This window comes from Erysipelatoclostridium sp. An173 (assembly GCF_963931465.1).
GTDB lineage: Bacteria > Bacillota_I > Bacilli_A > Erysipelotrichales > Coprobacillaceae > Thomasclavelia > Thomasclavelia merdavium.
Genome location: NZ_OZ007017.1, coordinates 2,469,885 through 2,491,367 on the forward strand (window position 1 = coordinate 2,469,885; position 21,483 = coordinate 2,491,367).

Here is a 21,483-nt window from a genome sequence, read left to right on the forward strand (position 1 = left end):
AGAGTTGATCAATCTAACTATCTTATAATTTTGATAAATATTCATCCATTGCTTTAGCAGCTGTTTTACCAGCACCCATAGCTAAAATTACTGTTGCTGCACCAGTTACAACATCGCCACCGGCAAAGACACCTTCTTTACTTGTTTTCATAGTGTCTTCATCAACAATAATTCCACCCCATCTTTGAGTATCTAGACCAGGAGTAGTTTGTCTAATCAATGGATTTGGACTTTGTCCAATTGCTACAATTACAGTTCCAGTTTCAATAACAAAGTTTGAACCTTCAATAACAACTGGTCTTCTACGTCCTGATTCATCAGGTTCACCAAGTTCCATTTCTACACATTCCATTGATTTAACCCATCCATCTTCACCTTCGATTTTAACTGGGTTAGTTAATAATTTAAAGATAATTCCTTCTTCTTTAGCATGATGTACTTCTTCAGCACGAGCTGGAATTTCATCAACACCACGACGATAAACAATATAAACATTTTTAGCCCCTAAACGTTTAGCTGTTCTTGCCGCATCCATTGCTACGTTACCAGCACCGATTACACAAACTGTATCAGTAATTTTAACAGGTGTAGGATGATTAGGGAATTCATATCCCTTCATTAAGTTAACACGTGTTAAAAATTCATTTGCTGCATAAACACCGTTTAAGTTTTCACCAGGAATATTTTGGAATCGAGGTAATCCAGCACCACTACCAATGAAGATACCTTGATATCCTTGTTCTTGTAATTCATCAATTGTAATTGAACGTCCTACAACAACATTTGTTTCAAAGTCAACACCTAAAGCAGCAACGCTGTCAACTTCTTTTTGAACTAAATCTTTTGGTAAACGGAATTCAGGAATTCCATAAGAAAGAACTCCACCTGTTTTATGAAGTGCTTCAAAAACAGTTACATCATATCCTTTTTTAGCTAATTCACCAGCACAAGTAATTCCTGCAGGTCCAGAACCTACAATCGCTACTTTTTTACCATTTGGTTTAATATCTAAAGTAGCAGGTTTACCGTGAGCCATATGGTAATCAGCAACAAAACGTTCTAATCGACCAATACCAACTGCTTCACCTTTAATACCACGAACACATTTTCCTTCACATTGATTTTCTTGAGGGCAAACACGTCCACAAATAGCTGGTAAAGCATTTTCACTTGTAATGATTTTATATGCTTCTTCAAAATTTCCAGCAGCAACTTCTTTTATAAATTCAGGAATTGGAACTCCTACTGGACATCCTGTTTTACATGGCTGATGTTTACAGTTTAAACATCTAGTTGCTTCTTCCATTGCCATTTCTTTAGTATATCCTAAAGCAACTTCTTTAAAGTTTTTATTTCTTACATCAGGTTCTTGTTCAGGCATTTGAACCTTTGTAGGTGACATATTTGGTTTAGCCATTATTTGACACCTCCCATTAAATTACACATTCTATTAGCATTTTCACTTACTACATGTTCTTCTTCTTTAAACATTCTTTGACGCATCATTAATTCATCAAAATCAACTTGTAATCCATCAAAATCAGGACCATCCACACAAGCAAATTTAACTTTACCGTCAACTGTTACACGACAGCAACCGCACATTCCTGTTCCATCAATCATAATTGGATTTAATGAAACTGAAGTTTTAATATTTCTTGGCTTAGTAACACCAACAACAGCTTTCATCATTGGTACAGGACCAATAGCGATAACTTCATCATATGTTTCACCTTTTTCTAATAAATCAGTTAAAACAGTAGTTACAAAACCTTTAGTTCCAAGTGATCCATCATCTGTTGCAATATAAACATTTTTACAGAATTTTTTAAACTCATCTGCCATTAATACATATTGAGCTTCACGACCACCAATGATAACATCTACTTCTACTCCACGAGCAGCTAGTTCACGAAGTTGTGGATATAGTGGAGCGCTTCCAACACCTCCAGCTACCCCAATAACTCTTTTAACTTCGTGGAATGTAGTTGGAACACCTAACGGACCAACAAAATCAGTTAGTTCATCACCTTCATTTAATTTTGATAATTCTTTTGTTGAATAGCCTACAATTTGATAAATGATAGTAATTGTTTCTTTTTCACGATCAAAATCTGCAATCGTTAATGGAATTCTTTCACCATCTTCACCAACACGAAGAATAATGAATTGACCAGGTTCGCATTTTTTTGCGACATAAGGAGCATGAATTTCCATAAGTTCTACAACATCATTTAATACTTCTTTTCGTATAATCTTATACATGCTTAAATTCCCCTACTTTCTTATTCTTGTAATATTATATCTTTCTTGAATAAAAGAAACAATGGTATTTTAAAAAAATTATTCCTTTAATAACTTCTTTTTAATACCATGTTTTTTATTCATATACCACATCGCCCATGTATCATTATTATAGCATGTAGCCTCGTAGAAACAAAGATTGCTTTTACATATAATAAAAACTGGGTTATTTAATCCCAGTTTCTATTAAAATTAATTTTTTCTTTTTCTCATTTTAATACTAGCGTATATTCCTAAAAGAGATATTGCACTGACAAATACAGTTGCTAGAAGGGCAGTTTGATCACCAGTTTCAACTGAACCTTTTGAATTATTTTGTCCATTTTGGCTTCCATTATCTTTTACAGGATCATTTTTATCTGGATCTTCTGGTGTTGGAGGCACTTGATTCTTTTGATATACATATACTACTTCTAATTCACCTTTTTCAATAACACCATTAGCATTTGCAGGTGCTTGTACTAATGTATAATTTTCAAATTCTTTTGCAGTAGAAGTATATGCCATGCCAACTTCATCTTCGATAACTATTGGATCGCATAAATCTTTATTAGTTTCATCAACATATTTAATTGTTACTTTTCCTTTATCAGCTACATATTCTACATTTTCATATTTATGAATTAATGTTTCAATTTCTTGAACAGTATATAATGTTTTGTCATTAGGTGTATCTAACAAAGCGTTTAATTCATCAATATTCTTTTGTACGTTTATATCATCTGTTTTGATATTAGCTAGTCCATCTTTGATAGTTTTAACTACTGCTTGATAATCAGTTGCTGTGTATTTTTTAGCAACTTGGCTACCTAATAATTCTGGTCTTGGTGATTCAACAGCGTATGCTAAACGTTCAAATTCTTCATATGAAAGTCCGCTGTCATATTCAGCACCCCAAGTTTTGTATGCAAATCCAGCATATCTTGGGAATAATGTTCTTGAAAGTATGTATTCAGGAACATAACCATGAGCATCATCCCAAATTGGGAAAACTTGTCCTTGAGCTTGATCTAAGTTTTCTGTTAATACTTCATCTTGATTGTAGAATGGGTAATTAAATGCACTACCTGAATAAGTATATCTAGTAAAGTTTTCATATAAATTCTTTGGTGCTGGACGATCTAATTTATTTTGACCTTGTTGTGGCCATAAATCATGATAGTTTGATGAAGAACTTGACATTACATTATATCCAGCTTTAATTGCATCAGAAGCCATTACAGAACCATAAATTCCGCCACCCCAAACGTCAACTACAATTCTTTTATCTAAATCAACAACACTATCAAATGAGAAGATATTATCATTCCATACTAATACTTTCATTCCTTTATCTAAGAAAGGTTTGGCTGCTTCATTAAAGAATAATTTCAAAGCATCTCTTTGATCAGCAGCAGGATTTCCAGTTTGTTCTTGAGCCCAAGCTGATAATTTTTGATTACCTTCAACACCCCATCCTGATGTTTGGAAATATTCATCACCACCGATATGGATAGTTTTGGCATGGAACATATTAGCTGCTTCTTGATAAATTGCAAATATATATTCTCTAACTTCAGGTTTTGAAAAATCTAAATTTGAACAATTCTCAGTAATTTTCCATTCTTTATGATAATCAGCTTCTTGACCTGAGTGACCAGGGAAGTCTACTTCTGGAATTACTTCGATATTAAACTTAGCAGCATAATTTACTAATTCATCAATTTCTTCTTGAGTCCAGAAACCACCTTTTCGGTCAACTAATTCAGGAGCTACTTTAGAATCAAAACGAATTCCTTCGTTATCTTTGAGTCTTAATTGCAATACATTTTGTTTGTAATATGCCATTTGTTCAACTTGTTTTTTCAACCAATCGATTGAATAATAACGTCTACCAGAGTCAACTTGTAATCCACGAATATTTTGATCTGTATAGTCTTGAACAACACCACAATTTAGACTATCTCTTTGAACAAAAGCTTGTAAAATAGTCATTGAACCATTTTGAATTCCTTCAATGTAATCAGAGTAGATAGTTACTGCATTTTCAGTGATATCAATTTGATATGCATCTTTTTCACATTCTCTACCTTTAACCATATCATTTAATTCAAAAGATACTGGTTGTTTATAAAGAGTAATTCCTTTTGCATTACTAATATTATCAATAACATTTATAGTATAATTTTCAATAATTCCCTTTTCTTTCATTGACTTTGCTAAATATTCAGTTTTAGCTTTAGAGAATTCATCAGTAGAGAAAACTTGATTTCTCTTTGTCAATTTGTAAACACCACTTGTTTGTTCAAAATTTTGAATCGCTGGAACAGTATCAGGGAATCCAGTAGTTTCGCCGTTATAAGCTATTGTTTGAACATTATTTTCAACTGTTTCTACTTCTTTTATTTCAACATCATCAAAATAGAAAACACCTGCTCCACTTTCATTACCTGTCCATTCCATGTATGCAAATGCATAAATTTCATCTGTTCTTGGTCCAGTAGTGATTGTATGAACATTAGTTTGCCATTCAGTACTTTTTTGTGCATTTGTCTTAATATTAGATGCTAATTTCCATGGATATTCAGCTGAATAATCACCATCAACATCAAGAACACCTGTCGACATTTTTACGCCAGTTTCATTATAATAATGTGTAGTTACTTCATATGTTGTATTAGGTTTTACATTATCAATAATGACATTAACACTTCCCTTACCATAATTATAAGACCAGATTGGTATTTCATGTTCATTTTCTGGTTTATAATTTCCAACCTTAATAGACCAGTTTCCATCATAAGCTTTTTCTGAAGTTCTTTCAGCTTTATAAAGTTGAATTGCATTTCTATCAATTTCATTTTCAAAAGATGGATTTGTCATATATTCGTTACCTTGTGCATAGGTTATTTGACTAAACATACCAATAGTCATCGCACAAGCAAGCATTGATGCAAATATTTTTGTCTTTTTCATATTTTTTTCCTTTCTCTAAAAATAAATTTGTCTTTGGGATTTATCAACCGATCCTCCTTTCTATCCCTTGGCTATTTTTATTTTAAAATGGCCCATATCCGGTTTCAACACACGAAATAGATACTGCATTCAAATTTTAAAAAGCATGTCAAAAAATGAAATATTTTGCATTTTTTGGAAACATTTTTCATATTTTTTCAAATCTTTATAAAAAAATGTAACTTTTTTACTTTTTTCTTCACAATCTTTAAAAAGAAAAAAATTCATAATATAATGAAAAAAACAACTAATAAAAAGGAGGGATAGCTAGTTAATTTACTAGCAATAATTTATGGCTGGCTTTATTTATAAACTACAAAATATTGTCAATATTACCCCAAATAACAATAATACTGATATAAATATTGCAAGATGCTTATTAAAAAATGTTGGTAAAATAAAAAAGAAAACATCTTTACAAGACATATCAGAACTTTGTTATACATCTCCATCAAGTATTAGCCGTTTTTGTCATAAAATGGGCTATTCAAGTTTTAATGATTTTAAAGCTGACTGTTTAGATGTCCAAGAAGAACTCGATGAAATGATTTTAGATAATAAAGCTTTTAAAAAAATCGATACATTTACATTTTTAAATAATATCAATGCTAGCTTTTTAGCAATCGAAACTGATAAACTAGAAAAATCAATAGATAAACTATGTGATATGATCTATGAAGCACAGCGAGTGTTTATATTTGCCACTCATATTCCTGGTGATTTAGCTAGCATCTTACAAAGAGCTTTATTAACAGCAAGTAAAAATGTTGAATTTTATCCTCAAAAAGAACATCAAATGGAATTAGTTAAACAAATTCGTCCTAACGATCTTTGTATTTTTATTTCTTTAGAGGGTACTTTATTAATGGAAAAAGCAATTACAATTCCTGCTATTATTTCATTAGCTAATATTGTTTTAATTACTCAAAATAGTCAAATTAAATTTTCACAACAATTTAGTGATACTATTGTATTAGGTAGTCATGATGATGAAAGCTTAGGTAAATATAAGTTATTATTTTTCATTGATTGTTTAATTAATCGATATTACAACAAATATGTTATTTAAAAACTATAATGATTTTGACCCGTTATGGGTCATTTTATTTTCCATAAAATCACAAATAAATTACAACTTTGTTAATTTAATGTTATAATAAATGCACTTATGTTTATCTTTTAGGAGAATTATCATGTACAAAATTGCAATTATTACTAATGATTCAATAACTGTAAAAAAAATAACAACAAAAATACTTAAAGCATTCAATAATCATAGCGTTGATCCAAAAATCACAACTTATAATGATATTCAACCACTTAATTTAAATACCCATTATGATATGCTTATAATCGATAACTATCGAAATATCACTTTTGCAAAAAAATATCGTCAAAAACATTTAAATACCCATATTATATTTATTGCTAATAATCATGATTTTCTTTATATTCAGCCTATAAATGAAATCAAACAAAATCTTTTACAATCAGATTTATATCCTATTATTAATCATTTAACTCATAAAACAAATCATCATAATAACGTTTTACTTATTCAAACAAAAAGTGATTTAATTACCATCAAACATAACCAGATTATTTATTGTCAAAGTCAGGGGCATACTAGTTATATTTATACAACTAAAACAACAGTAACTACCCGATATAAACTTTCACAATTAGAAACAATGTTAAATTCAAAAGATTTTCACTTAATTAATCAGTCATATTTAATAAATTGGCATTTTGTTTATCAAATAAAAAACAAAGATGTTTTCTTAACAAACGGCACTATTTTACATATCAGCAGGCGTAAGTATAAACAAGCTATTGCCTCATATCAAAAATATCTTATTACTAGATAATATTTTTCTTTGTTGCAAAAAATGTTTGTTGTATAATGCAACTAGGAGGCAAGCATGAAAACAAATAAAATTTTATTCTTTGATATTGACGGTACATTGCTATCAGAAACTACTCATACCATCCCGCAAAGTACTATTGACGGGTTAAAACAAGCTAAAGAAAATAATCACTTAATTTTTATCAATACCGGTAGACCTTATACTACTATCGATGATTGTATTAAAGATTTAAACCCTGATGGTTATATTTGTGGTTGTGGAACATATATTCGCTACCATGATCAAGTTTTATTTTCAAAAACTCTTAGTTTACAAAAATGTAAAAAAATTCGTGATCTACTTAGAAAAACAAATGTCGAAGGCGTTCTTGAAGGGAAAGATGGGGTCTATTTTGATAATTCTATTCGTCATCCTTTCTTACAAAATATAAAAGAAAATTATCAAGCCGTTCCAACATTCAAAGTTTCTACATTTGATGATGAAAATCTTTCATTTGATAAATTTGCAATCTGGTTTGATCAAAATAGTGATATTGAAACTTTTAAAAAAGAAATCAGTGAAGAATTCCAATATATAACTAGAGATCATGACTTTGGAGAAATTGTTCCTAAAGGATGTTCAAAAGCAACTGGGATTGAGTTTTTATTAGATTATTTTAATCTCGAATTAGAAGATGCTTATGTCTTTGGCGATAGTTTTAATGATTTGGCAATGCTTGAATATGTAAAATACGCTATTGTAATGGGAAATGGCAATCCTGAATTATTTGACTTAGCTTACTTAGTAACCAAAAACATTGATGATGACGGCATTTATTATGCTTTGAAAAAATTAGAATTAATCTAGCGTTATGGATAATCATAGCGCTTTTTAAATTGTTTTTAATCTATGTTTAATGTATAATAGGTCTTGCTTTTAAAGGAGGAAAGATATGGCAGCAATAAGCTATGAATTAAAACATGTTTGTAAACAGTCAAATGCTCGTTATGGAATCTTACATACCCCTCATGGTGATGTAGAAACACCAATGTTTATGCCAGTAGGAACTTTAGCAACCGTAAAAGGAATTGCTCCTGAAATGTTAAAGGATATGGGTTCACAAGTTATTCTTGCAAATACTTATCATCTATGGTTACGTCCTGGTGAAGATGTTGTTGAAAAAGCTGGTGGATTACATAAATTTATGAATTATGATGGACCTATCTTAACTGATAGTGGTGGTTTTCAAGTATTTTCTTTAGGAAAAACAAGAAAGATTGAAGAAGAAGGTGTAACTTTCAAGAGTATTATTGATGGAAGCTCATTATTCTTATCACCTGAAAAGTCAATTGAAATTCAAAATAAATTAGGGGCTGATATTATTATGTCGTTTGATGAATGTGCCCCATACCCTTGTGACTATGAATATATGAAAAATAGTGTTGAACGAACTATTCGCTGGGCTAAACGTGGTAAAGCTGTTCATCATAATACTGAAAAACAAGCTTTATTTGGAATTGTTCAAGGTGGGGCTTTTCCTGAACTTAGAGAACAATGTGCCAAAGAATTAGTAGCAATGGATTTCCCTGGTTATTCAATTGGTGGTACTAGTGTTGGTGAACCTAAAGATGTAATGTATAAAATGGTTGAAGATGCTATTCAATGGTTACCAGAAGATAAGCCACGTTATTTAATGGGTGTAGGGAATCCAATTGATTTAATTGAATGTGCTATTCGTGGTATTGATATGTATGACTGTGTTTTACCAACAAGAGTTGCTCGTCATGGTGCCGTAATGACTAGTATGGGGCGTTTAAATATTAATAATGAAAAATTTAAATATGATTTTACCCCTCTAGATCCTAACTGTGATTGTTATACATGTAGGAATTATACAAGAGCTTACGTTCGCCACTTACATAAATGTGATGAGATTTTTGGTAAAACTTTATTATCAATTCATAATGTCAATTTCTTATTAAACTTATCTAAAGATATTCGTGAAGCAATTAAAAATGATCGTTTATTAGATTTCAAAGAAGAATTTTTAAAACAATATGGTCATGATGTTTATAAGAGGGCTTTTTAAATGAAATTAAGTGAATTTGATTTTAACTTACCTGAAGAATTAATTGCTCAACGACCTCTTGATAAACGTGACACTTCACGATTAATGGTTTTAAACCGCGAAAAACAAACTATTGAACATAAACATTTTTATGACATTATTGATTATTTACAACCTGGTGATATTTTAGTTAGAAATAATACTAAAGTTATCCCAGCCCGTTTATTTGGTATTAAAGAAGAAACTAATGGACATGTTGAAGTATTATTATTAAAAGATCTTGGTGATGATACTTGGGAATGTTTAGTGGGAAATGCGCGAATTGTAAAAATTGATACTGTAATCACTTTTGGCGAAGGGTTACTTAAAGCTAAATGTATTGAAATTAAAGATGAAGGAATTAGAGTATTTAAAATGATCTATACAGGAATTTTCTTTGAAATTCTTGATCAATTAGGTACAATGCCATTACCACCTTATATTAAAGAAAAATTAAATGATCAAAATCGTTATCAAACTGTATATGCTAAAATCGAAGGAAGTGCTGCCGCTCCTACAGCTGGGCTACACTTTACTGATGAAATAATTGAAAAAATCAAAGCTAAAGGCATTGAAATCTTAGATGTTACTCTTCATGTTGGACTAGGAACATTTAGACCAGTAAAAGTTGATGATATCTTAGACCATCATATGCACAGTGAATTTTATATGATTGAACCTGATGTTGCAAAAAAACTTAATCAAGCTAAAGCTAATGGTCAAAGAATAATCGCTGTTGGAACAACTTCAACTAGAACTCTTGAAGCCAACATTAAAAAATATGGAAAATTCACAGCAACTCATGAAAATACTGATATCTTTATTTATCCTGGATATCAATATGAAGCTATTGATTGTTTAATCACTAATTTCCATTTACCAAAATCTACTTTATTAATGTTAATTAGTGCTTTTGCATCTAAAGAATTTATCTTTAAAGCTTATCAAGAAGCAATTGATAAAAAATATCGTTTCTTTAGTTTTGGTGATAGCATGTTTATTATTTAAGGGAAGTTTTTAGAAACTTCCTTTTTATTATGTTATAATGTTATCATGAAAATTAATTATGACTTAAAATTTAAAGAAGAACTAAAAAAAATAGGAAACACACGTCCTACATTATTACTACATGTATGCTGTGGACCTTGCAGCAGTAATGTTTTAAAAGAAATCTGCAATCTTTTTGATATTACTATTTACTATTCAAACTCTAATATTTATCCTAGTGAAGAATATTATCGTCGATATCATGAATTATTAGATTTTATTACTAGATTCAATAATGATTTCAATCAAAATATTACTGTAATCGAAAAAACATATCAGCCTAAAGAATATTTAAATGATATCAGCAAATACAAAGATGAACCAGAAGGAGGTAAACGTTGTTATCTTTGTTATCAAAAAAGAATGGATGACGCTTATAATTATGCTATTAGCCATAATTTTGATTACTGGACTACCGTTTTAAGTGTATCACCACATAAAAATAGTCAATGGATCAATGAAATTGGTGCTACTTATCCCCAGGAGCAAACTAAATTTTTATTTAGTGATTTTAAAAAGAATAATGGCTACTTAAAATCAGTCCAGATGGCAAGCAGTTATAATTTATATCGCCAAAGTTATTGTGGCTGTGTGTATTCTTATCAAGATATGTTGAATAGAAAAAAGGAGCGTGAAAATGATGAAGCCACTTAATATTTATGGCAGCAAACCTTTTTCTAAAAGCGATTTTGCTGGTTGTTTACTTTTTGCTGCTTTTTTCGCTTGGGTAATAACTTCTAATTTGCATATTGAATCACTAATTACTTATTTAATTATTTTATTATTTATTACGTTGGTTAGTGTTATTTTACTTTTTTATTGTAAGGGGCGAAAAATTTTTCTGTTTTATAACAGCTATATGCTATATCGAGAAAATATGGGAATTATTGATATTATTAAATTAATGTTGATTAAAAATAGATCTGATTTAATTGATGATTTTTTTGATAAACGTAATTATATTAATATTAATTGTTTAAAAATTTATATTAAAAATATTGATGCTATTTTAACAGAAGAAAAAGGGGTTGAAGCTGAATTTCAACTAATATTCAATGATCAAAAATGCTTTAATTTTCGTCCTGAAGATACCAAAGAAGCTTATCAAAAGTTTTTAACACCATTTTTAAATTATAATGTATATATCGATGATCCCTATGATTTAGTTGATGGTATCTACCAGCCGTTAAGATTAACAGAATATTTGAAAAAGACACAATAAACCTGGCTTAACCAGGTTTACTTTTTTTTAATGAAGATGTAGCTGGTCCATTTAATAATTTACCATAACAATTATAGATTGAACCGTGACAAGGACAACACCATGTTTGATCTTGTAAATTAAATTCAACTACACATTTTAAATGCGGACAATACGGTGACATATAAAAAACTCGATCATCAAAATCTCGATAAATCGCTAATAAACGGCCACGATGCCGTACTACTTTTCCTTCACCAGCTTTTAATTTAACATCTTTAGCCACAAAAATGCGATTTTTAATCATTCCATGATAATTATTTTTGATTAACTTAACAATATCACTACCGGCATGCAAATAATTACCATTACCAATAGCATATAACGAAGCATATTTACTATCTTGATAAACTATTAAGTCATAAATAATCTTACTTGCAACATGACTTAAAGTCATTCCCCATTTATCATAACCATAACTAACATATTCATAATCATTTATTTTACCAATATATGGCAATTTACGTAATGCTTTAGTATCTTGTCCATACCAGGTTTTTTTAGCTAATTGATCAATAATTAAGCAGTGCTGATTATCGACTAGTCGTTTAGAATAATTTGTTGTTAAATCTAAAACGCTATTACTATTGCTTTGGATATTTTGATAACTTATATGTTCACGTTCTTGTAATAATCTAATAAAATAACCATGTTGTAAATTAATTGGATAGCGTGTCATCCAGATTGCTTTTTTTGTTTTGATAATAAGATTATTTACTTTCAAATTAACTAAATTGTCTTCGATAAAACTATCTCTTACTAATGAGTGTTCATAAATTTCAATATTATTACAAAACTGTAATAGCCCTGCTAAATATTTTAAAGGATGAAAAATAGCCTGATTGTTAAGTCCCATAGAAGCTTGATACCCTTCTAGTTCATTTTCTAATACATCAAAGCCCCATTTTTTAAACATGGCTATTTGCTCAATGATTTTTTCACTGTTTTTTTCATCATTAGCTCCAATATAAGAAATATTCTCCTGATAGTCACAATCAATTTGTTTTTCGTCAATTATCTTTTTAATTTCACAAAAAGCTTCATAATTAGATTCTAAATATTGCTTGGCTTTATTGATATTATATGCTTTTGCAAGTTCACTATAAATTGCGCCATGTAAATATGTTACTTTACCAGTAGTGTGCCCTGTAGTTTGACTAGCGAGGGTATTTGCTTCTAATAAAGCTACTTTTAAGCCACTATTATTTAAACGATATGCCAAAGTAATTCCACTCATTCCCCCACCAATGATAACTACATCATAATTTGCTGCTTTAGTTATTTGGGGATAACTATTTAGTTTAACTGTTTTTTGCCAATAAGATTGATTCTCCATATTTTCACCTAGTTTATTTATACCCAAATAAATTAAATTTAAAAAGTTTTTAAATAAAAAGTAATTTTTAATATTAAAGGGTATATAAATAGTAGCTATATAAAATTTAGGAGGTAAACATGGAAAAAAAGCTTTCAAATTTATTTTTTAAAAATTTACTTATTGAACGTAATTTAATTCCATTAATTATTAATCAAGCTCTATTCAATGGAAAAGACTATATCAAAAATGAAGATTTGCTGGATATTGATATTGCATTTATAAAAGAAGAGATTGAAATTATGTCTAATAAAATTCAAAATTTTGATCTCATTGTCAAAAGATTTGCTAATCAAATATTTTTATTAGTTATTGCTAAATATCAAAGTGATATTGATCAGGATATTTTAAAAATTTATGAACGTCTTTGCTATGAATCGATTGCTACTAAAATAACTTTATCTGATGATAAATTTAAAAATCTTCAACCAAATGTTTATACTTTTGTTATTATCCACAGTGAACCAAAAAAACAATTATATAACTAAAAAAGTACTAACTATAGTACTTTTTTATTCAATCGGTTTTAAGTTTTTCATTGAAAAATCCAAGATTGGTGCATTATATGTAATTGCTCCTGATGAAACAAAATCAACACCAATAGCCACAATTTCTAGTAATCTTTCTTCAGTAACATTACCAGAACATTCAGTCTGTGCCTGATGATCAATTAAGGCAACAGCTTTTTTCATTGTTTCATTATCCATATTATCAAGCATGATGATATCAGCTTTAGCTGCTATTGCTTCTTGAACTTGTTCTAGTGTTTCTACTTCAACTTCGATTTTACGAACAAATGGTGCATATTCACGAGCTAAAGCAACTGCTTTTGTAATACTTCCAGCTGCACCGATATGATTATCTTTAATTAAAACACCATCTGATAAATTATAACGATGATTAGTTCCGCCACCAACTTTTACTGCATATTTTTCAAATATACGGTTATTAGGAGTTGTCTTACGGGTATCTAATAATTTTGTTTTACTACCTTTTAAAATATCAACTGATTTTTTTGTATAAGTAGCAATACCACTCATTCGTTGCAAATAATTTAAAGCAACTCGTTCACCAGATAATAAAACTCTAATATCACCAATGACTTCACCAATATGATCACCATTTTTAATAATATCTCCATCATGATATGTTGTTTTAAATTGACAATCTGGATCTAATAATTTAAAAGTTCTTTCAAATACTTCTAAGCCACAAATAATCCCATCTTGCTTACAAATTAAATCAACACGTCCTAATTTAGGCTCTTTCATAATGGCATTTGTTGTAACATCTTCACTAGTAATATCTTCTTTTAAAGCACTTAAAATATATTCATCAATATTAACTTTAAGATTTACACCATTTATCATAAAATTCACCATCTTTTCTTTTAATCTCATCCATAATTAACTGTTTGTTTTCTATTGCCAATTTTTCTTTATCATAATTATCTAAATTGATAATTCGATCAATTAATAGTGTATCATCGATATGTTCACTAATTTTTTTAGCTGCTCTTTTAGCAAAAACTAAGCTTTCAAGCAAAGAATTACTAGCTAACCGATTAGCACCATGGACTCCATTACAAGCTGTTTCACCAACGGCATAAAGATTTTCCATTGATGTTTGACCCCAAGTATCTGTTTTAATTCCACCCATTAAATAATGTTGCGCAGGAACAACAGGAATTGGATCTTTAAACATATCATAACCTTCTTCCAAACATTTTTTATATATATTTGGAAAGCGGTTTTTTATTTGATCATGATCCATATGAATTACTGATAAGTAAACATACTTTGCATTATATTTATCCATTTCCGCCTTAATAGCATTACTAACAACATCACGAGGCAATAATTCGTCAACAAAACGTTCCATCCGTGGATTTAATAGATATGCGCCTTCGCCACGAACTGATTCACTTATTAAAAAACTACGTCCTGGCTTAGTAGTATATAAAGTAGTTGGATGAATTTGAATATAATTTAAATTTTCTAATTCGATGTTATTTCTTAGTGCAATAGCAAAACTATCACCGGTAATGTGTCTAAAATTTGATGAATGCTGGAATAAACCACCAATTCCACCAGTAGCTAAAATAATCATTTTAGCATTAATTTGCATTACTTTACCATCTTTTTCAACTACGATACCTGTTGCGACATTATTTTTATTTATAATGTCTAACATTGTAGCATTTTCAACAACAGTTATATTTTTACGCTTTTCAATTTGCATTATCAATTTGGAAGTAATTTCTTTACCAGTAACATCTTGATGATGCAAAATCCGATACTGTGAATGTGCTCCTTCACGGGTATAGGCTAAATTCCCTTCGCTATCACGATCAAACTCAACGCCATAATCCATTAAATCTTTCATAATTTGTGGTGATTGTTGAATCATAATCTTAACAGATTCTGGATTATTCTCATTACGACCCGCTTTTAATGTATCTTGATAAAAAGCATCAAAGTCATCAGCACTTTTTAAGGTACAAATACCTCCTTGTGCCAAATAAGAATCACTATTTTCTTTTTTATCTTTAGTAATCATTAAAATTTTTAAATTTTCTGGTAAACAAAGTCCAGCAAAAAGACCCGCTGCACCGGTACCAACAATTATTACATCATAATTATCATCCATGTTTTAGCCCCTCTTACTTAGCAAGTTCATGCATTCTTTCTAATGGTTTTTTTGCTTTAGCCATAAACTCATCATCTAATTCTACTTTGTTTAAACCATATTTTAAACAATCCCGTACTTTTTCCAATGTATTTTTCTTCATATTTGGACATACAAGTTTCTCACTAGCTAAATAAAACTTTTTATTTGGATTTTGTTTTTCCATTTCATGAATTACACCAACTTCAGTAACAACAATAAACTCATCATGTTCATTATCATTAGTTGCATAATCAATGATTCCTGATGTACTACCAGCATAATCTGATAATGCAACACATTCAGGTTTACATTCTGGATGGATTAAAATTGGTGCATTTGGATGCGCTGCTTTAGCCTTTTTTAAATCCTCAACAGTAATTTGATAATGGCTAGGGCAGTGCCCATCACAAAATAAGAAATTCTTTTCAGGAAACATTTTAGCAATGTGATGCCCTAAATTTTGATCTGGTATAAATAAAATATTTTTATTTGGTAACGCTCCAACAATTTTTTTAGCATTTGATGATGTAACACAGACATCTGATAAAGTTTTTATCTTAGCTGTTGAATTAATATAACATACTACACACAAATCATCATATTGTTCTCTCATATTATTGATAAATTGTTCATCAACCATATGAGCCATTGGACAATCTGCATTTGCATCCGGCATTAGTACTGTTTTATTAGGGCTTAATAGCTTAGCACTTTCACCCATAAATTCAACTCCCGCAAAGACGATAACATCTTGTGGACAGTCAACAGCTATTTTTGATAAATAATATGAATCACCTAGATAATCGGCAATATCTTGAATTGCACCATCAACGTAATAATGTGCTAAAATAACAGCATTTTTTTCTTTTTTTAATTGATTAATTTCTTCGATAATTTCCTTCATTAATCTATCCCCATTCACTATTCTATGTTAGGTATAAATATCCCATAAAACTATTATAATGTCAAGTGAAAATATTAACAAGACTTATTTAAACAATAAAATAATCTTTTTTAGTTATGAAAAAACAGATTACCAATGTGACTTTTGATAATCTGTCATTACATTTATTATTTTATTGATAACAATTGTGCTGCTGTATTTTCTAAATTAATTTTAGCACTTTTAATTTCATCATACTTAGCTTGATCACATGTTTCAAAATCAACTTTCTTAATTAACTTTTTAAAACTTGCTAGTTCATTTTTTATCATTGATTTTGTTTGTTTATCAAGTTTTTTACCATGTTGTACTAAAGCAGAATCAACTTGCATTACTAATGTTTCAACTTCATTTTTGAATACTAAACGTTCTTTTAATAGCGCATCTTGCTGTTCGAACTGTTTGGCTTCTCTAATTGCCTGTTCAATATCTGATTCTGACATATTTGAAGTATTTTCAATAGTAATACTTTGCATATTACCACTAGCTAAATCTTTAGCCGAAACATTAACAATTCCATTGGCATCAATGTCAAATGTAACTTCGATTTGTGGGACCCCACGCATCGCTCTTTTAATTTTTTTCAATTTGAACTTTCCTAAGCTTTTATTATCCTTAGCTAAAGGACGTTCCCCTTGTAAAACATTAATTTCTACTTGAGTCTGGAAGTTACCAGATGTAGTAAAGATCTGACTGTGACTTGTTGGAATCGTAGTATTACGTTCAATCAATGGTGTTGCTACACCGCCAACAGTTTCAACAGATAATGTAAGTGGTGTTACATCCAATAACAAGACATCAAAATTACCAGTTGTTGTTAAATCACCTGATAATTTACCACCTTGAATACTAGCTCCTTGAGCTACACATTCATCAGGATTTAAAGATTTACTTGGCTCAATCCCGGTAATTTCTTTAATTTTTGCTTGAACTGCTGGGATTCTTGATGAACCACCAACTAAAATAATTTTATTTAACTCACTTGGAACTAACTTAGCATCATTTAAAGCATTTTGCATTGGTAAAACAACACGATCAACTAAACCTTTTGTAAGCTCATTAAATTTATTTCTAGTAATTTCAACCTCTAAATTTTTAGGTCCGGTACTTGTATTTGTAATAAATGGTAAATTTACAATTGTTGTAATCATAATTGATAATTCAATTTTAGCTTTTTCAGCTGCTTCATTGATTCTTTGCATTGCAACCTGATCATTACTTAAATCAATTCCTTCAGCTTTTTTAAACTCTTCTAAAATATATTTAGCAACTACATCATTAAAATCATCGCCACCTAAATGATTATCACCTGAAGTAGATAATACCTCAATTACCCCATTTCCAATTTCGATAATTGAAACATCGAACGTTCCACCACCAAGGTCAAAAACCATTACTTTTTGGCCATAGCTGTTTTCTAAACCATAAGCCAAGGCAGCTGCCGTTGGTTCGTTAATAATTCTTTTAACATTTAAACCAGCGATTCTTCCAGCATCTTTTGTTGCCTGACGTTGAGCATCATTAAAATAAGCTGGTACAGTAATAACTGCATCATTAATTGGTTCATGTAAATAAGCTTCCGCATCAATTTTTAATTTTTGTAAAATCATTGCTGAAATCTCTTGCGGACTATAATTTTTACCATTGATTCTTTTTCGATAATCTGTTCCCATTTCTCTTTTTATTGAAACAATAGTATTTTGAGGGTTAGTTACTGCTTGTCTTTTAGCATTTTCACCTACTAATCTTTTACCATCATTTGTAAAAGCAACAATACTAGGTGTCGTTTTATTTCCTTCGGCATTAGGAATAATGACAGCTTTGCCATCTTCCATATAAGCCATACAACTATTTGTAGTTCCTAAATCAATTCCAATTACTTTACTCATTAATTAACATCTCCTTTTATTAAAAGCAACAACAACTTAATAAACAGTTAATCATCATGATACTATAACAACATTGAATCGGATCACCAAATGGCGAACCATATGTTTCTTGACCTTGTTGATACTGTCTTTGTCCCCCACGGAGCTGTTGTAATAATAACATATATTGTAAATTACCTGGTTCCATTTGCGCAGCTGTTTGAGCATATTCAACTGCTGTAATGTTATTACCAATTCCATTCATAGCAATAGCACTATAATAGAACCACATTGCATTTCTTGTTTTAATCTGATCTAAAACATTTAAAGCTTCTTGATATCTTCTTGCATTTATAAAACCAGCCGCTTCATTAAAAGCACTTTGGTCATTTGTATATTGATATTGATAACTAGATTGTCCGTTATACCCCGCACTTTGACTATTACCATATGTTCGATTAGTAAAGCCTTTTTTACGCTCATCCATAATCGTTTTATATGCAGTCTGTACTTCTTTAAATTTTTCAGTATACGCTGCTTGATTAGGGTTGTTGATATTAGCATCAGGATGGTATTTTTTACTTAGCGTACGATATGCTTTTTTTACTTCATCATCAGTTGCATCTGGTGATATTCCTAATATTTGATACGGGTTCATCATTTCCTACCTTCCAATCGTTTTTGTTTAACCATTTCATATCTTGTCCATACCCCACCATATAAAATATTTCTTATTAGTGAAGCATTTTCAATAATCGGTAATCTTTCAAAAGCCATTGTAGCTTCTGAAATCATTAATTCTAAAATTTCTTTACTTCTATTTTCAAAATCATCTGTTTGATACAATTCTTTAAAAGGATTAAAAGTTCCTTTTTTTAAATCACTTTCTATATCTTCATAAGCATCTATAAAATAAATAAATTTTCCTAAATAAAAACCAAGATGGTACAATTCATCATACCATTCATCATTTTTATAAGCACATATTTCGCCCATAACTTTACCAAAATGATTAGATATTTCATCAAGATTAACCTTATCTTGCTTTTCAGATAAATTTATTTCCTGTAAACAAGCCTCAATCTTAGCTACTTTATCAGGATATTCATCCTTTACTTCTTGATAAGCTTTATTAATTAACTTCTTATAAGCTTGTTTAGAAACTTTTCGTTCATCTTGCCAATCATCTTCACATTTAAAATAAGTTAAAACTATGGTCATCTTAGCTGCATAATCAACACATTCGTTATAACGGGTTAAATGTTTTTTCATCGGATGAACTATACAACGTCTTTGTTCAACCTTTGTTTCTGGTTCATATAATCCAGACAATAAGATACTAATAAAATTTAAATCAAAATTCAAGGAAATTTGGGCTCTAGCCCCATATTTTTCCTTTAAGACTTTACATAAGCCACAATAATAAGAATGATAAACATCATATTCCTTAAATTTTAATTCTGGTTTGTTAACAACTACATAGCCAAACATCTTACGTTCTCTTTTCAAATTTATTTTGACAGCTTGGACAAGTAACAATTACTTTCCCATGTCCTTTAGGTACCCGTACTTTTTGTTTACAGTTAGGACAACTAAAATATTTATGACTTGGATCTTGACGATTCATTAATTTTAACTCTAACCATCTGCTTAACGGTTTAAAGAAATTTAAATATTTTTCATTTTCACGATTACGAGCAAAAATATTTTTAGAAAACATTCTAAAAATTGCAATTAACCATGAAGCATATGCAATAAAAAGAATTATTGGGCTTTGAATAAATAAAGTAATAACAAAGCAAGCAACACAAATGATCATTAAAAAACTATTTAACTGATCTATCCCATATCTTCCTTGCATAAATGCATTAAATCTTTCTCTCATTACTATTCCCCATTTCAATGTATTCAGTATATTTATCAAATATTAACTATTAATGAACTGTAAATAAAAGTTTTATTAAATATGGCTATTCATCAACAAAAAAGAAGTGTCATTATTAACTGACACCTCAATCCTTACAAAATTTCTAAAACACAGCTTTTACTCTTATTTTATCATAGTCAAAATTTCTTCTAGTGGTTGATCGCTTGCTAGCATCTTAAAAATCAATTCATACTCACCAACTTCTAAGTTAGCTAAAATATCAATATCCTCATCTGGATATTTTATCTTAAATAATTGTAATGTTAAATTTTTAATCTCTTCTTTTTTACCAAGCTCAATTCCTTCTTCTTTGCCACGCAAATAATTAGCTTTCATTTCACTATTTTTGGCTTGAATGTTTAATTCCCGATTATATGCTGCCAGCCTTAATTCTTCATCCTGATTGAATCTTTCCATCTTGTCTTTCATTATCCCGATCACCTTCATCTTCTCTAGCCCCATTATATCATCTGTTATTCCATTTGCAAAGATATAGATCGCCAGCTCCAATTCACTGAACTTATCTAATCCCTGATACTGTTTAATTACATTGATATATGGTAATTGGACATAGACTCTCGTCGTTAGATTGTTCTTTTCCAGTTTTCCTTTTTTATTTCGGCTTTGATATGTATCATATAGGGTTAGATTATCACTATCAACATCATTGATAAAGATTATCTGATAGACTGGATTGATGTTTTGATAACGGTCTCCCTTTTTTTCCTGCTGGCTTAACAGTTTAGCTCCATATAATTGAAAACGATGGCGCTGGGTTGGTGAAAAGATTGAATTTTGCATTTCAATATCAATCTGTTTACCTGAGGCTACGGTTACTCTAATATCTAAGATCATATCTTTATCTTCAACATGGTTACAGCTTAAATCGGGATTTAATACTTTAATATCATGACATTCGATCTTTAAAATACCTTCAATAAACAGTTTTAATAAATAAAGAGAGTCATGATCTTGATCATTAGCTAATGAGTATTTAAAAAGAACATCACTTTTAAAATCATAAATCTTTTTATCTGTTTCTTTCATAAAAAACCTCCTTTGTTATTTATATACATTTACAAAAGAGTTTTTTTCTTTTATTAATTGAATTAAAATTTTGGGCAATAAAAGAAGTGCCAT

Annotated in this window: 20 protein-coding genes; 8 read left to right on the forward strand and 12 right to left on the reverse strand. The window is 29.9% G+C overall.

The genetic code is table 11. The features are described from left to right. Positions 1-22: 22 nt before the first annotated feature. From gltA to ABGT36_RS12320, 3 genes are all read right to left on the reverse strand, one after another. A complete protein-coding gene (gene gltA / locus ABGT36_RS12310) occupies positions 23-1,417 on the reverse strand; it encodes an NADPH-dependent glutamate synthase (protein ID WP_087300666.1) in 1,395 nt (464 codons plus the stop codon). After that, entirely contained in the window at positions 1,417-2,265 is an 849-nt protein-coding gene (locus ABGT36_RS12315) for a sulfide/dihydroorotate dehydrogenase-like FAD/NAD-binding protein (protein WP_087300668.1), read from the reverse strand. Before ABGT36_RS12315 ends, gltA begins: the two co-directional genes overlap by 1 nt. Positions 2,266-2,496: 231 nt before the next feature. Further along, positions 2,497-5,259 carry a family 20 glycosylhydrolase gene (locus tag ABGT36_RS12320; RefSeq protein WP_346678234.1) on the reverse strand — a complete coding sequence of 921 codons (2,763 nt, stop codon included), beginning with the start codon at positions 5,257-5,259 and terminating at the stop codon, positions 2,497-2,499. 331 nt (positions 5,260-5,590) lie between these two features. Between ABGT36_RS12320 and ABGT36_RS12325 the strand changes: the two genes are divergently transcribed. From ABGT36_RS12325 to ABGT36_RS12355, 7 genes are all read left to right on the forward strand, one after another. Beyond that, complete coding sequence (locus tag ABGT36_RS12325) at positions 5,591-6,367, forward strand: MurR/RpiR family transcriptional regulator (protein WP_087302372.1); 777 nt, start codon at positions 5,591-5,593, stop codon at positions 6,365-6,367. Between the two features lie 124 nt (positions 6,368-6,491). Next, a complete protein-coding gene (locus ABGT36_RS12330) occupies positions 6,492-7,166 on the forward strand; it encodes a LytTR family DNA-binding domain-containing protein (RefSeq protein WP_346678236.1) in 675 nt (224 codons plus the stop codon). A gap of 54 nt (positions 7,167-7,220) precedes the next feature. Next, positions 7,221-8,012, forward strand: coding sequence for a Cof-type HAD-IIB family hydrolase (locus tag ABGT36_RS12335; protein ID WP_087302376.1), 792 nt, complete (start codon positions 7,221-7,223; stop codon positions 8,010-8,012). An 85-nt stretch (positions 8,013-8,097) separates the two neighbouring features. Further along, complete coding sequence (gene tgt, locus ABGT36_RS12340) at positions 8,098-9,234, forward strand: tRNA guanosine(34) transglycosylase Tgt (RefSeq protein WP_346678239.1); 1,137 nt, start codon at positions 8,098-8,100, stop codon at positions 9,232-9,234. Next, the gene (queA, locus tag ABGT36_RS12345) at positions 9,235-10,260 is read left to right on the forward strand and encodes a tRNA preQ1(34) S-adenosylmethionine ribosyltransferase-isomerase QueA (protein ID WP_300080456.1); all 1,026 of its coding nucleotides are present in this window, start codon (positions 9,235-9,237) and stop codon (positions 10,258-10,260) included. A 45-nt stretch (positions 10,261-10,305) separates the two neighbouring features. Further along, on the forward strand, positions 10,306-10,953 hold the full coding sequence (locus ABGT36_RS12350; RefSeq protein ID WP_346678241.1) for an epoxyqueuosine reductase QueH: 648 nt from the start codon (positions 10,306-10,308) through the stop codon (positions 10,951-10,953). Beyond that, on the forward strand, positions 10,937-11,521 hold the full coding sequence (locus ABGT36_RS12355) for a hypothetical protein (protein ID WP_087373325.1): 585 nt from the start codon (positions 10,937-10,939) through the stop codon (positions 11,519-11,521). Before ABGT36_RS12350 ends, ABGT36_RS12355 begins: the two co-directional genes overlap by 17 nt. Before the next feature lie 7 nt (positions 11,522-11,528). On the opposite strand, the gene ABGT36_RS12360 is transcribed toward ABGT36_RS12355, so the two are convergent. Continuing rightward, a complete protein-coding gene (locus ABGT36_RS12360) occupies positions 11,529-12,896 on the reverse strand; it encodes an FAD-dependent oxidoreductase (protein WP_346678243.1) in 1,368 nt (455 codons plus the stop codon). Between the two features lie 119 nt (positions 12,897-13,015). Here ABGT36_RS12360 and ABGT36_RS12365 point away from each other — a divergent pair, with 119 nt between their 5' ends. Then, the gene (locus tag ABGT36_RS12365) at positions 13,016-13,423 is read left to right on the forward strand and encodes a hypothetical protein (protein ID WP_296884438.1); all 408 of its coding nucleotides are present in this window, start codon (positions 13,016-13,018) and stop codon (positions 13,421-13,423) included. 24 nt (positions 13,424-13,447) lie between these two features. Here ABGT36_RS12365 and nadC read toward each other — a convergent pair whose 3' ends face one another. The 8 genes from nadC to ABGT36_RS12405 all read right to left on the reverse strand — a co-directional run bounded on the left by nadC (position 13,448) and on the right by ABGT36_RS12405 (position 21,390). Beyond that, entirely contained in the window at positions 13,448-14,305 is an 858-nt protein-coding gene (gene nadC, locus ABGT36_RS12370) for a carboxylating nicotinate-nucleotide diphosphorylase (RefSeq protein ID WP_087302389.1), read from the reverse strand. Beyond that, positions 14,283-15,584 (reverse strand): L-aspartate oxidase, encoded by a 1,302-nt coding sequence (locus tag ABGT36_RS12375; RefSeq protein ID WP_087302391.1) that lies wholly within the window; start codon positions 15,582-15,584, stop codon positions 14,283-14,285. Before ABGT36_RS12375 ends, nadC begins: the two co-directional genes overlap by 23 nt. A gap of 13 nt (positions 15,585-15,597) precedes the next feature. Next, the gene (nadA, locus tag ABGT36_RS12380) at positions 15,598-16,509 is read right to left on the reverse strand and encodes a quinolinate synthase NadA (protein ID WP_087302393.1); all 912 of its coding nucleotides are present in this window, start codon (positions 16,507-16,509) and stop codon (positions 15,598-15,600) included. Between the two features lie 167 nt (positions 16,510-16,676). Next, on the reverse strand, positions 16,677-18,437 hold the full coding sequence (dnaK, locus tag ABGT36_RS12385; RefSeq protein WP_087302395.1) for a molecular chaperone DnaK: 1,761 nt from the start codon (positions 18,435-18,437) through the stop codon (positions 16,677-16,679). 19 nt (positions 18,438-18,456) lie between these two features. Continuing rightward, on the reverse strand, positions 18,457-19,074 hold the full coding sequence (locus tag ABGT36_RS12390; protein WP_087374923.1) for a J domain-containing protein: 618 nt from the start codon (positions 19,072-19,074) through the stop codon (positions 18,457-18,459). Further along, on the reverse strand, positions 19,074-19,907 hold the full coding sequence (locus ABGT36_RS12395; RefSeq protein WP_087302399.1) for a DUF5685 family protein: 834 nt from the start codon (positions 19,905-19,907) through the stop codon (positions 19,074-19,076). Before ABGT36_RS12395 ends, ABGT36_RS12390 begins: the two co-directional genes overlap by 1 nt. Position 19,908: 1 nt before the next feature. Further along, on the reverse strand, positions 19,909-20,301 hold the full coding sequence (locus tag ABGT36_RS12400; protein ID WP_346678247.1) for a hypothetical protein: 393 nt from the start codon (positions 20,299-20,301) through the stop codon (positions 19,909-19,911). A gap of 165 nt (positions 20,302-20,466) precedes the next feature. After that, on the reverse strand, positions 20,467-21,390 hold the full coding sequence (locus ABGT36_RS12405; RefSeq protein ID WP_346678249.1) for a PD-(D/E)XK nuclease family transposase: 924 nt from the start codon (positions 21,388-21,390) through the stop codon (positions 20,467-20,469). Between the last annotated feature and the right edge of the window lie 93 nt (positions 21,391-21,483).